The organism is Brevibacterium sp. UMB1308A, assembly GCF_030230605.1.
GTDB lineage: Bacteria > Actinomycetota > Actinomycetes > Actinomycetales > Brevibacteriaceae > Brevibacterium.
This window is the reverse complement of sequence record NZ_JASPDO010000001.1, coordinates 1-12,443: the sequence shown is the minus strand read 5'-3', so window position 1 is coordinate 12,443 and position 12,443 is coordinate 1. Positions and strand designations below refer to the sequence as shown.

Below are 12,443 nucleotides of genomic sequence, written 5' to 3'. Positions count from 1 at the left end.
AGCCGACGTGCGTGCTAACTGAGCTGGCGGGCGGGCTCACTCAGTCCGTGACTTCACTGATCCCGCAAACGCCGTAGCGAACGCGAGCAGTTCACTGTCCTTAGCCGGGTGCGCCACAATCTGCACCGACTGTGGGTGCCCGGCTTCATCACGCGTGCTCAACGGCACCACAACGGCCGGCCACCCCAACACGTTAAACGGCTGGCTGTAATGCATGTATGCCCCGCGCACGCCAGGGTCCGAATCCACTTGCTCCCACGTGGCGAGCGGCCCATCAACCGCGGGGGTGACAATGAAATCGACGCTGGCGAACACCTCGGCGGCCTTCTCTTGCAACTGTGTCACCTGGGCCAGGCCACGCCGGTAGTCCTCTTCGCTGACCCCTTGCGCATCCCGGAACTTCGCCAGAATCGCAGGCTGATACGCGGCTGCCTGGGACTCCATGAACTCCCGGTGGATGCGCGTGGACTCGAATTTCCGCACCACGTCATACACGCCCGCGGCGTGCGCAAAAAGTTCCTCGCCCGAGGTGGTGAGATTGTGTGCGTCCGGCAGGTACCCGGTGACGGAGCGGATGGTCCCGCGGGCGTCAACGAATCCGATCCGCGGCTGGTCCGGTGCCGGGGCCACAGCCTGCCCGGTGAGCGCGGAAAACACGCGAGCCACCAACTCCGGCTCACGGGCAAACAGGCCCGCGGTGTCGAAAGTGGGGGAGAGCGGAAAAATCCCGTCAACCGGGAGCACGCCAAACGTAGGTTTGAAGCCGGTGACGTGACAGCACGCCGCCGGTACGCGCACGGACCCGGCTGTGTCCGTGCCAAGCGCGAAGTCCACGACCCCCGCGCCCACCAATGCAGCCGAACCTGAGCTGGACCCACCCGTGCACAGGGCGGGGTCAACAGGGTTGACGACCCGGCCGAATGCGCTCACGTCACCAAGGATGCCGTGGGAGAACTCTTGGCAGTTGGTTTTGGCAACTGCGACCGCTCCCAGGCTGGTGAGTTGGGTGACAAGGGCCGCCGAGGTGGTCGCCGGCTGGGTGCCGGGAACCGTGACGTTCGATCCCATGGAGGTGGGCACGCCAGCGACGTCGATGACGTCTTTTACCGCGAACGTGAGCCCGGTCAGCGGGCCAGGCTGTGTTGCTTGGGAGCTGGGGTACGGGCTGGCTTGTGGGCTGCCTTGTTGGTCCGCGGCCATGTCCAGGAACGTGGTGACCGCGTTGAGTTCAGTTGCGCGGGTGCGGCCGTGCGCGTCCATGTTCAGCGGTAATTCGTGAACTGCAGGTCCACATCCAAGTCCTGGGACTTGAGCATGGCGATGACGGCTTGTAGGTCGTCGCGCTTCTTAGAGCTCACGCGCAGTTCATCACCCTGGATCTGTGCCTTAACGCCTTTAGGTCCTTCTTCGCGGATGAGCTTAGAGATCTTCTTGGCGTTTTCTTGGTCGATGCCTTCTTTGATCGCAGCTTCTAGGCGGTATTCCTTACCGGACGCATATGGTTCACCTGCGTCCAGTGACTTCAACGAGATGCCACGGCGCACCAGCTTGGACTGGAAAACGTCAAGGACTGCCTTGACGCGGTCTTCGCTGACTGCCTTCATCATGATCTTTTCGCCAGACCATTCGATCGAGGCGTCGGTACCTTTGAAGTCGTAGCGTGAGTGAATTTCTTTTGCCGCTTGGTTCAGCGCGTTGTCCGCTTCTTGACGGTCAACCTTGCTCACAATGTCAAAACTTGAGTCGCTCGCCATGTTGTCTCCTCTTCAGCGTGATCAACCCACAGTGTAACCTGTCTCACCATAGTGAATAGGCGCTGTCACTTTTGACGAAGTTTTCATGGTGATCTACGCTACTTGAACTTTTGAACAGAACGGAAGCTTTATGAATTCACAGCCACGCAAACGCCCAGTTGGGCTGCTGGTGTTCGCGGTGATCACCGCGGTTGTGCTGGTGGTCGCCATGACGATGTCCATCCAGCGCGCCAGTGCATCAGACAACGTGCGCGCGAACCTCACCCTCATCGCACCGGCAGGTGCCGGCGGTGGATGGGACGGGTTTGTGCGTGAACAGCAACAGGCTATGCGCCAGGCAGGTCTGGTTGGAAACGTGCAAGTCGTCAACATCCCGGGAGCGGGAGGAACCATTGGCTTGGGGCGTTTCTCCACCATGCACGAACGGTCTGACACCCTTCTGGCTACGGGATCAGCGATGACCGGCGGAATCCTCATCAACAACTCCCCGGTTGGGTACGAGGATGTTGTTCCTCTGGCGAAAATCGCAGAAGACTACGACGTGGTGATCGTTCCTGCGGATTCCCCGCTTGAAACCATTGACGACCTGCTCAACGAATGGAAAGAAGACCCCAAGGGTCACCCGTGGACCGGCGGGTCGGCAGGGTCTATGGACCACCTCGTGGTTGCCAATCTCGCTCAAGAAGCGGGGCTGGACGGTAAAGAAACCACGTTCATCCCTAAGTCCGGTGGTGGTGAAGCCATTGCCGCGCTACTCAACGGCACGGCGGACTACGCGGCAACCGGGTACAACGAAGTAGCTGACCAGGTCGAAGCAGGCCGTGTGAAAGCGCTAGGTGTGACCGGTCCTGAACGGATCGAAGGCGTTGACATTCCCACCATCAAAGAACAGGGACACGACGTGGTCCTAGCGAACTGGCGTGGCATGTTGGCCGCTCCAGGCGTAAGTGAAGAAGCAGCCCAGCAGCAGCTGGAATTGCTCAAGGAAATGCGTGATACCCCCGAATGGCAGGACGCTCTGAAACGCAACGCGTGGACCGATGCGTGGGAAACCGGGGACGATTTAGCGAAGTTCCTCGAAGAAGACCAAAAGAAGACCGCTGAACTACTGAAGGAGCTGGGCCTGTGAGCGGATCACGCGCAGTTGACCCGGTCAAACCGGGTGAGAATGATCAGATTGAAATCCTGGGGCATGAAAACCTCAAGGACCGAGGTTGGTGGACCGGCCGCGCAGGGCTGGCTATGCCCGCGCTCATGGCGGCGGTTGCCACATATATGCTGATTGGCCAGTTTGCGATGAAGGTGCCGGAAAGCGTGGACCTCCCTGGGCCACAGTTCTTCCCGTGGATCATCATTGTGGCGCTCTACCTGCTCGCAGCGGTGCTCGCGGTTGACATCATCCGCAAGCCACAACTCCCTGAGTTGGCGCCAGCAACCGAACCAGAAGACCTCGAAGAACGTGCCTGGTACACGGACTGGCGCGCCGTGGCGTGGGCCGTGGGTGGTCTGGTGCTGTTCATCGCACTGATCGTGCCTATTGGCTGGATCATCTCAGCAGCCTTGATGTTCGTCATGGTGGCCCACGCGATCGGTTCGCAGCGCTGGCTCATGGACGTGCTGGTTGGGTTGTTCTTGTCGAGTGTTATTTACCTGATTTTCGCAGTGCTCTTAAGCGTTGATCTGCCATCAGGACTGATTTTTGCTGGAGGCCGCTGATGGATGCCCTAAGTTCACTCATTGAAGGGTTCGGTTCCGCGCTCATCCCAATCAACCTGCTCTGGGTCCTGGTGGGATGTCTGCTGGGTACCGCAGTGGGAGTGCTGCCCGGCCTGGGGTCGTCAATGGCAGTGGCGTTGCTGTTGCCCATGACCTTTGCGCTTGAACCCACTGGGGCTTTCATCATGTTCGCCGGCGTGTATTTTGGCGGGTTGTTTGGTGACTCGACCATGGCGATTCTCATGAACACGCCCGGGCAGTCCTCCGCGATCGCCTCAACGTTCGAAGGTCACAAGATGGCCACCTCGGGACGGGCGCCGCAGGCGTTAGCGACCGCCGCGATCGGTGCGTTCATTGGTGGAATGACTGCCAGTATCTTGGTGGTGTTTTTGGCGCCGACCTTGGCGAACCTGTCTGCGTTCTTTGGTCCGGCCGAGTACTTCGCGCTCGCCCTGTTTGCGTTTGTCGCAACGTCGTCGGTGGTCTCGGATTCGGTGGTCAAGGGGCTGGGCTCGCTGGCGTTGGGCTTGGCGATCGCGGTCGTGGGTATCGACTCCGTTTCCGGTGTGGAACGATTCACCTCTGGGGTGCCTGAACTGTTTGACGGCATCTCAATTGTGACCGTGACCGTGGCTGTTCTGGCCTTGGGCGAGATCCTTCGGGTAGCGAGCCGTGCTAGCCGTGAGCGTGACCAATTCAAGGTGCTGGCGGCGGGTAGGCCGTTTTTGTCCCGCGCCGAGGTGCGTCAAGCTCTGCCTGCATGGATGCGTGGTACTGCGATCGGGTTGCCGTTCGGGGTAGTGCCGGTGGGTGGCTCTGAAGTGCCCACGTTTATGGCGTACGGGCTGGAGCGCAGGATTGATAAGAAATCTGGGCGCAACCAGTTTGGTAAGGGTGCGATCCAAGGTCTGGCTGCTCCCGAGGCGGCAGGTAACGCGACCACGGGTATGGCGATGGCCTCGCTGTTGGCTTTAGGGTTGCCGGTGACTGGGACTGCTGCGATTCTGTTGGCTGCGTTTAAGCAGTATGGCCTGCAGCCCGGGCCGCTGTTGTTTGACCGGTCACCTGAACTGGTGTGGGGTCTGCTGGCAAGCTTCTTCATTGCCATGGTGGTGTTGTTGATTCTCAACTTGCCGTTTGCGCCGCTGTGGGCGAAGTTGCTGCTGATCCCTAAGCCGTACTTGTACGCGGGCATCACCATGTTCTGTGTGTTGGGTATTTGGGCGACGTCGAATTCGGTGTTCGACTTGGCCATGCTGTTGGCCATTGGGCTTGTCGGCTGGATGATGCGGCGTTTTGGCATGCCGATTGCGCCACTGATGATCGGCATGGTGTTGGGGCCGTTGGCGGAAACGAACCTGCGTGACGCGCTGCTGAGTTCGAACGGTGATGTGTCTGTTCTGTTCGGTTCTAGCATCACGATTGTGTTGTACGTGACTTTGGCGCTGGTCGTCGGTGCAGCAATTTACAGCCGGGTTCGCAAGAAGGGGACGTTCGAGGAGCACCCGGAAACGACCTCGGCGTAGGTGGGGTAGCGGGGCACCTGGGTGCGGATTTTTAGTTTGGCGAAACTTCCGCTAGTATTGCTCAGGTGCTTCACGCACCCCTGGCAGGTTGCCCGAGCGGCCAAAGGGAGCTGACTGTAAATCAGCCGGCATTGCCTTCATAGGTTCGAATCCTATACCTGCCACAGGAAACAAGGGGCCCGACCAGACTCAAGACTGGTCGGGTCTTTTCGTTTCGTTCGCGACTAGAAGCTGACGGACAATCTCAACGTCTTTCATCACTTGGTCTGAAGAGGGCTGGGGGAAGTTTTCAGTATTCATGGTGATCTTCTTTTTGATGGCTCGGTCATTTATCTGCGTGGCTTGATGTACTCGGCAACGATTTCTCGCGCCTTGTCTTCGTCCCACCTCAGCTCACTGCTGGCAAAACAGTTGAGCGACTGGCATGATCATAGAAGTGGTTCCTGGAGGAAAACATGGCTGGGCAGCTAAGAAAAAACCGAGTTCGTAAAGCGGGAATCTTCATCAGGTTCACCGGATGGTTTGTCATGGGCGGCGCGCTTGCACTTGCCTTCTTCTGGTATTTCAAACCTTCAGTGATTCGTGTGCCACTGTGGCAAGCGGTGTGCTACGTGGGCGGGGTCATCATATTGCTCCTCATTAGCAATGTTGCGAAGCCTTTCAAGACCACATTCAACCCGGTGCCAAAGGCCGCAAGCTATGTTCCGACTGTATTGGGCACCTGCGTGCGGTTCGCCATCATCACAGGCCTCATCTACCTTGGCTGGAAGGGCGAAAAAGAATTCACCTGGCCTCTTCACCCCACTGCCATGCCAGTCGTGGGCAAACTACAGTTCCTGTGGTGGCTGGTATCACTTGTCTGCCTGATTATTCGCGCTGTTATTTCTCGTCGCATTTCAGAGTACGAAACTAGCGATAAAATCGATGCGGTTGTACTCCCGGACTACGGCACCATACCCAAACCAATTTCCAACCGAAACGACCAACCATTCAACTTCGGTGACACCTCGCCTCACGTTTCTACTGACCCTGACCCAGAACCTACCGCCCTGCCACCCACTCGCTCAGGCGATGCGAAACCACGGGACTTCGACCCATACTTAAACGAGCCCCACCCGTCACCTCCGGAACCCAAACAACCCGAACCGAAACAACCCGAAAAGCCGAAACCTCACTCACCCACATACTCACATGAGCACCCCGGCGTTCCCAGCTTCCGCGTCCAGTCGAAACACAACCCCACCGGCTCCCAGCAGTCCGCTGAATACGGGTCAGGTCCCGCCGCCGCGCAAACTGGCAGTGGCCCAGCGCACTCAAGTAACACCTCGGGACTGTCAGCCTGCCCCCGGTGTAATTCGCTTCAACCCGCATACATGCACTTATGCCCAGCATGCGGTCACGCACCCGGCGAACACTAATAGCGCTAGATAGCACCCCACTCACCGTCCGACGGGTTTGAAAAGCTTGGTGAGCGATGTATAAGTAGTAGGCAATGTGCAGTGATGGGCATTGCTCTGCACTCACACATTTATCTTGAAAACGGTAGCTGACTGCGCGAATGAAGATCGGGGATGGCATTGGCTGAAGAGCTTAGGACAGATAGGGCACGGCGTCCCCGCCGTGTAGTCATCGTCACCGGGTGGATATACACGATTTGGTTTCTAGCCATCACTATCTTCTGGTATTGCAACCCCTTTGTGGGACGCTCAATTTTTGGGCAAATCGTCGCGTGTATTTGTGCGCTTGTTTTGCTTAAATTCGGGCTTCACATGGTGATTGGATCTTTCCGCACCCTGAAAGCAACTTCGGTCCGTGAGTACCGCGAAATCGGCAGCGTCGCAGAAGCCGTTATCGCTATGGGAATTCTGACTGTGGTGACAGGCATCGGCTTTGTTCTCGACGGCTCGCTCATCGCCGAAAGACTGTACGAACTAGACATCCCAGACAAAGACGTCAACCGACGCTTTTGGATCGCAGGTACCGCTCAATTCTTATGGTGGATTACCTCTTGGGTTCTCCTCATTGTCCGCGCGATAGCGGCAAAACGCGTGATTACTGGCACAGAACAGGACGAACGCGACTCGCTCGCCATTCAGCGGCGCGAAGCTGAAGTCGCATTAGAGTGGGAGCTCAACGCTCAGCGCAATCGGTTAACCTCTCCCACCCAGGCCGGGACACGATCGCAGTATGACGCCGACCAGGTGAAAGATTGGCCACGGCCAACAGGACATGACTTGATGTTCGGTAGCCCAGGCGCTGGCTTGGAATCCTCGGGTTTCAATGAATCTAAGGTCGCTAAAGGCCAACTGGGTGAGCTGAATTTCGCGAAAACGCTAGCCGCAGAAGGTATGCTCGACCGTTTTGCGACGTTCTGGTCAATCCACATTCCCGACGAAGAGGTGGGGTGGAGCACAAAGTACTCATCCGACATCGACTGTGTGATAGTCACAGGCCGTAGCATCTGGGTGATCGACCTCAAGTACTACATGCAGGGAGACATCACGTGGAAAGTCGATGAGGATAACAAGCTCGTCGCAGTCGATAACCAAAAAGACGTTTATATTGGCCAGCCACGTTCCATGTCGCGCAACATGGAAATGGCGGACTCAATTGTGAAACGACGTTCGTCCGATGCCCGTTTGCCCCACAACGTCACCTCGCGTGTCGTGTTGATGCCCACAAATAATGGGAGCGGGTCCATTTTTCCAGGAACTACGTGGACGGGAAACATTCCTGTATGCAACTTAAGTGACGTCTTGGAACTCTTGCGCGAAGAACCGCCCGTTAATATGAACGATACGCATGACCAGGCGGCGGTTCGAATGTTTAAAAACCTTCTGAAAGAAGAATCGTACTGGGCAAGTGTCCAAAAACCAGCACCGGCACAACAGAACTCTGCTCCCCGCAACAACAGGCCAGTGCGCAACGCGCCAGCCAGCAGGCCCTCCGGTGGGCAACCGACCCCAGGTGCTAATGCTCACCCCGGCAGGCCGTCGCTCAATCAAGGCACACACCAAGGCTCCGCCCCAACGAGCTTTTCCACGCCTAGCTTTTCCACACCGCGCAACTCCGCAGCGCCCAGTTCGCACAGCTCCGCAACGTACGGCTCGGGGCCCGCTTTCACCCCTACGGGCAGTGGTCCGACTCACCCGGGGAACACCTCGGGCACGTCCACCTGCCCACAGTGCCACGCTCCCAAGCCCGCATACATGCACGCATGCCCAGCATGCGGTCACGCACCCAGTAGGCACTAACAGCGCAGTAAGACGCGCCGTCATTCTCGCCTTACATACGTGACCCCGTGCACAAAATTTGAGACCGAAAAGTGAGGTGACCCGGTTTTCCCATAGATTGAGAGGGCAGGTCATACGGAAAAGAGGTAGCTGTGTTAGACGAAGCAATCGACAAACTTTATAGCAAAGTTCTCAAACGCAACCCGGCTGAACCGGAATTCCACCAGGCGGTAAAGGAAGTCCTCGCCAGCCTTCGTGCAATGGGCGACCGTCACCCTGAATACGCTGACGCTCGCATCGTCAGCCAAATGTGCGAACCGGAACGCCAAATCATCTTCCGTGTGCCCTGGATCGACGACAACGGCGTCATCCAAATCAACCGCGGATTCCGTGTCGAATTTAACTCAGCCTTAGGGCCATACAAGGGTGGTCTGCGTTTCCACCCGTCGGTCAACTTGGGAATCATCAAGTTCCTGGGTTTCGAACAGATCTTCAAGAACTCCCTCACCGGCCTGCCCATCGGTGGTGGTAAGGGTGGGTCGGACTTCGACCCGCGCGGCAAATCCGATGACGAAGTCATGCGCTTCTGCCAGTCGTTCATGACTGAGCTCTACCGGTACATCGGCGAATACACCGACGTTCCAGCAGGTGACATCGGTGTGGGGTCACGCGAAATTGGGTACCTCTTTGGCCAGTACAAACGCATCACCAACCGGTACGAATCAGGCGTGCTCACCGGAAAAGGCCTCACCTGGGGCGGTTCACTGGTACGCACCGAAGCCACCGGATACGGTGCCGCGATCTTCGCTAACGAAATGCTCAAGTCCAAAAACACCAGCCTGGACGGCACCACTGTAGCCGTCTCCGGAGCCGGAAACGTCGCCATCTACGCGATCGAAAAAGTCCACCAGCTGGGTGGAAAGGTTGTGACAGCATCAGACTCCTCCGGGTACGTGTACGACAAGCAGGGCATCGACCTAGAACTACTCAAGGACATCAAACTCAACCGGCGCGGACGCATCGGCGAGTATGTGGAGACCCGCACCTCGGCCCGGTTTGTCCCCAACAACTGCCCGTGGGACGTGCCAGTGGACGTGGCTCTGCCGTGCGCTACCCAAAACGAACTCCTGGGCTCTGACGCCAAGAAACTCATCAAGAACGGCGTCCAAGCAGTCGCAGAAGGCGCGAACATGCCCTGCAACGAAGAGGCCGTCGAAGCGTTCCAGAACTCGGAAGTCCTCTACGGGCCCGGTAAGGCTGCGAACGCAGGTGGGGTTGCCACCTCGGCGTTGGAAATGCAGCAGAACGCGCAGCGTGACTCCTGGTCCTTCGACTACACCGAAGAACGCCTCACCCAAATCATGCAGAGCATCCACCGCCGCTGTCTCGAGACCGCTGAAGAATATGGACACCCCGGCGACTACGTCATGGGTGCAAACATCGCAGGATTCCGTAAAGTAGCAGATGCCATGCTTGCTTTCGGAGTTGTGTGATGTTTTCTGACTATCTGCGTGAACGTGAAATCGACGAAGTTCCCGGCCGAGGTGTCAAACCCTGGGTGATCGCCCACCGAGGGTATTCGGGGGCTGTGCCTGAGAACACGATGGCGGCCGTGGATGCGGCCCGGCTGATCGGGTGTGACTTCATTGAGGTCGATCTTCACGTCACCGCAGATGGTGTGCCCGTTGTGGTGCACGACCCCACGCTGCAGCGCACCACTGACATTCAGGGCACGATCGCGCACATGAGCTACGACCGTATTTCGCTGGCCGACGCCGGCTACGGCCACGGCCTGGGTTTTGCCGGTCAGCGCATTCCCCGTTTGGACGCCATGCTGAAGAACGTTGCGGAAATGGGCGGTCGGATGCTGTTGGAGCTCAAGGGTGAATGGAGTCCGGGCGCGGTGGCCCGGGTTGGGCAAGAAATCGCCGAGGTGGGAATGGCCGACCGTGTCATCCTCCAGAGTTTCAACGCGCGTTCAGTAGAGGTATGCCGGGATATTGCCCCGCACGTGCCACGTGGGTTGTTGCGTTTGGTGCCTCGTGAAGAGGACATGGGACTTGCGCAGCGGCTTGAGGTTGTTGCGGTGAACCCGTCGATTCGGGGCTTCCACGCGCGTAGGGATTTTGTTGAAGAAGTTCTGGGCCGTGACCTGGCCGTTTTTGTCTACACCACGGACTCGCCGCGTGACTGGGAGAAGCTCGTAGGGGCAGGGGTCACGGGTATCATCACGAACCAGCCTGGGCGACTCCAAGGGTTCTTGGCTGCGAAGTACGACATCGCGCATTCGTAAGGGGCGATTATTGGGACGCGCCCTCGCACGTCATAAGGGGACGCGCCCTCCCATTTCACATGGGGATACCCCACCGCAGGCACCTTCACGCCTGTCTAATATGAGTGCCAACGCATAAGTTGTTTCGAAGGAGAAAACGTGGCACAAAAAGCAGACGTGCTGGTGACAAACGTTGCACTGTTCGACGGGGAAGCGTTTAAAGACGGAACCTACGACGTGCGTGTCGAGGAAGGGCGCTTCAGCGCTGTCGAACCTGCAGGAACACTTGAGAAGCGCGAGTCAGAAACCGTTGTGGATGGTACGGGGCACACCCTGACCCCAGGAATCATCGACTGCCACATCCACGCGCTGGTCAACAACGCGGGTTCGCTCGAAGGGTTCACCGAACCGTTCTCTCTCCAGTTCTACCGAGGCGTCGAAAACCTTCGTTTGACGCTGGAAGCTGGGGTCACCTCGGCGAGGGACGCCGGCGGAGCGGACGCGGGTGTGCGCGAAGCTCTGGAACGCGGGCTGGTGCGCGGGCCGCGACTCAAAGTGGCCGTCACCATCATGAGCCAGACCGCTGGACACGGCGACGGGATGTTGCCCTCAGGTGCATGTTCGCCCATGCTGATGCCCCACCCTGGGCGCCCATCTGGAGTGGCCGACGGCGCCCAGGGTGTGCAGGTGAAAACGCGTGAGCTGATCCGCGCTGGTGCCGACCACATCAAGATTTGTTCAACCGGGGGAGTGTTGTCCGCGGCTGACGACCCGCGCCACTCACAGTTCACGGTGGACGAAATTTCCACGATTGTTGCAGAAGCCACCGCGCAGGGACGCCGCGTCATGTCACACGCGCAGGGGACCGCAGGTATCAAGAATGCGGTGCTGGCCGGGGTCGCCTCGATCGAACACGGCATCTACTTGGACGACGAAACTGTTGACCTGATGCTTGAGCGAGACTGTGTCCTGGTGCCCACGTTGCAGGCTCCGCTGGCAGTGATTCGCGCTGCTGAGGCGGGTGTGCCGATTCCTGAAGCCATGGTCGAGAAAGCGCGCCGAGTGGCCGAGCGTCACCGCGAGTCTGTTGCCATGGCTCACCAAGCGGGCGTGCGGATCGCCATGGGAACCGACGCCGGGGTAGGCGTTCACGGGCAGAATTTGGAGGAATTGGAACTCATGGCTGGTGTGGGGATGAGTACCGCCGAGGTGTTGCGCGCCTCCACCGCAAACGCCGCGGACTTGATGGGTGATGACTCAGTGGGCAGAGTGCGCGTGGGTAACCACGGTGACTTTGTGCTGTTTGAAGGAAGTCTGGAAGAGAGCGGTGTTGGACAGTTGCGCAGTGTTGAGAAGCGTGTTTTCCAAGGCGGCGTGGCTGTTTAGCACCTGATGGTTTGGAAGCGCGGGGTGATGTGGATGCGAGGCTGAATGAAGACGTGCCCAAATTTTGCATCACCCCGCGCGGGTGTGTATAGTTTTCTTTCGTTGCCCCAATAGCTCAGTCGGCAGAGCGTTTCCATGGTAAGGAAAAGGTCAAGGGTTCGATTCCCTTTTGGGGCTCTCGTGCGAATTACGGTTCGTGCCTATGGCGGGGTAGCTCAGCTGGTTAGAGCGCACGACTCATAATCGTGAGGTCGCGGGATCGAGTCCCGCCTCCGCTACCACACAAACAAGGTCAGCTCCAAAGCGAGCTGGCCTTGTGTGGTTTCTGGCCGAGGTGTGAAACAGAGAGTCTCGACCGCCAGGCGGCCGGGCATGAGAGTGCTCAGTGTTGGTAGACTCTGGATGCTCGGTTTCTCGAAATGTTTTTAGTCTTTGAGTGAATCAGCCGGTTGTAACTTTTGTGGGTTATAGGCCAAAAAGTGTGTATGGGCCTGGCGTGTCAGGGGTGTCTTCCTGCCCATCCTTGTCGGAGTTTGATGCCGTCTTCGTAGGTGAA

General features: G+C 58.2%; 10 protein-coding genes and 3 tRNA genes. 11 read left to right on the top strand and 2 right to left on the bottom strand.

Annotation, left to right across the window (positions count from 1 at the left end):
* Nucleotides 1-36: 36 nt before the first annotated feature.
* Both QP868_RS00065 and QP868_RS00060 read right to left on the bottom strand, forming a co-directional pair.
* Nucleotides 37-1,260: an amidase gene (locus QP868_RS00065; protein WP_284924470.1), complete on the bottom strand. Its 1,224-nt coding sequence runs from the start codon at nt 1,258-1,260 to the stop codon at nt 37-39.
* A 2-nt stretch (nt 1,261-1,262) separates the two neighbouring features.
* The gene (locus QP868_RS00060; RefSeq protein ID WP_284924469.1) at nt 1,263-1,754 is read right to left on the bottom strand and encodes a YajQ family cyclic di-GMP-binding protein; all 492 of its coding nucleotides are present in this window, start codon (nt 1,752-1,754) and stop codon (nt 1,263-1,265) included.
* Nucleotides 1,755-1,884: 130 nt separating this feature from the next.
* On the opposite strand from QP868_RS00060, the gene QP868_RS00055 reads away from it, so the two are divergent.
* The 11 genes from QP868_RS00055 (at nt 1,885) to QP868_RS00005 (ending at nt 12,168) form a co-directional block, all read left to right on the top strand.
* Nucleotides 1,885-2,883, top strand: a complete 999-nt coding sequence (locus tag QP868_RS00055; RefSeq protein WP_284924468.1) for a Bug family tripartite tricarboxylate transporter substrate binding protein — start codon at nt 1,885-1,887, stop codon at nt 2,881-2,883.
* The gene (locus QP868_RS00050) at nt 2,880-3,470 is read left to right on the top strand and encodes a tripartite tricarboxylate transporter TctB family protein (protein WP_284924467.1); all 591 of its coding nucleotides are present in this window, start codon (nt 2,880-2,882) and stop codon (nt 3,468-3,470) included. The genes QP868_RS00055 and QP868_RS00050 overlap by 4 nt, the downstream gene beginning before the upstream one ends.
* Nucleotides 3,470-4,996, top strand: a complete 1,527-nt coding sequence (locus QP868_RS00045) for a tripartite tricarboxylate transporter permease (RefSeq protein WP_284924466.1) — start codon at nt 3,470-3,472, stop codon at nt 4,994-4,996. The genes QP868_RS00050 and QP868_RS00045 overlap by 1 nt, the downstream gene beginning before the upstream one ends.
* 82 nt (nt 4,997-5,078) lie before the next feature.
* Nucleotides 5,079-5,160 (top strand) — tRNA-Tyr (locus QP868_RS00040).
* Between the two features lie 291 nt (nt 5,161-5,451).
* The gene (locus tag QP868_RS00035; RefSeq protein ID WP_284924465.1) at nt 5,452-6,414 is read left to right on the top strand and encodes a hypothetical protein; all 963 of its coding nucleotides are present in this window, start codon (nt 5,452-5,454) and stop codon (nt 6,412-6,414) included.
* Nucleotides 6,415-6,765: 351 nt separating this feature from the next.
* Complete coding sequence (locus tag QP868_RS00030; protein WP_284924464.1) at nt 6,766-8,250, top strand: NERD domain-containing protein; 1,485 nt, start codon at nt 6,766-6,768, stop codon at nt 8,248-8,250.
* Nucleotides 8,251-8,381: 131 nt separating this feature from the next.
* Nucleotides 8,382-9,722: an NADP-specific glutamate dehydrogenase gene (gene gdhA, locus QP868_RS00025; protein ID WP_284924463.1), complete on the top strand. Its 1,341-nt coding sequence runs from the start codon at nt 8,382-8,384 to the stop codon at nt 9,720-9,722.
* Nucleotides 9,722-10,522, top strand: a complete 801-nt coding sequence (locus tag QP868_RS00020) for a glycerophosphodiester phosphodiesterase (RefSeq protein ID WP_284924713.1) — start codon at nt 9,722-9,724, stop codon at nt 10,520-10,522. Before gdhA ends, QP868_RS00020 begins: the two co-directional genes overlap by 1 nt.
* A gap of 138 nt (nt 10,523-10,660) precedes the next feature.
* Nucleotides 10,661-11,887: a metal-dependent hydrolase family protein gene (locus tag QP868_RS00015; protein ID WP_284924462.1), complete on the top strand. Its 1,227-nt coding sequence runs from the start codon at nt 10,661-10,663 to the stop codon at nt 11,885-11,887.
* Nucleotides 11,888-11,991: 104 nt separating this feature from the next.
* A tRNA-Thr gene (locus QP868_RS00010) sits at nt 11,992-12,064 on the top strand.
* A gap of 27 nt (nt 12,065-12,091) precedes the next feature.
* Nucleotides 12,092-12,168: transfer RNA gene (locus QP868_RS00005), tRNA-Met, on the top strand.
* Nucleotides 12,169-12,443 lie beyond the last annotated feature (275 nt).

Bases quoted from the DNA above. Each gene is read 5' to 3' on its own strand.
- QP868_RS00065 (WP_284924470.1), bottom strand. From the start codon at position 1,260: ATGGACGCGCACGGCCGCACCCGCGCAACTGAACTCAACGCGGTCACC.
- QP868_RS00060 (WP_284924469.1), bottom strand. From the start codon at position 1,754: ATGGCGAGCGACTCAAGTTTTGACATTGTGAGCAAGGTTGACCGTCAA.
- QP868_RS00055 (WP_284924468.1), top strand. From the start codon at position 1,885: ATGAATTCACAGCCACGCAAACGCCCAGTTGGGCTGCTGGTGTTCGCG.
- QP868_RS00045 (WP_284924466.1), top strand. From the start codon at position 3,470: ATGGATGCCCTAAGTTCACTCATTGAAGGGTTCGGTTCCGCGCTCATC.
- QP868_RS00035 (WP_284924465.1), top strand. From the start codon at position 5,452: ATGGCTGGGCAGCTAAGAAAAAACCGAGTTCGTAAAGCGGGAATCTTC.
- QP868_RS00030 (WP_284924464.1), top strand. From the start codon at position 6,766: ATGGTGATTGGATCTTTCCGCACCCTGAAAGCAACTTCGGTCCGTGAG.
- QP868_RS00020 (WP_284924713.1), top strand. From the start codon at position 9,722: ATGTTTTCTGACTATCTGCGTGAACGTGAAATCGACGAAGTTCCCGGC.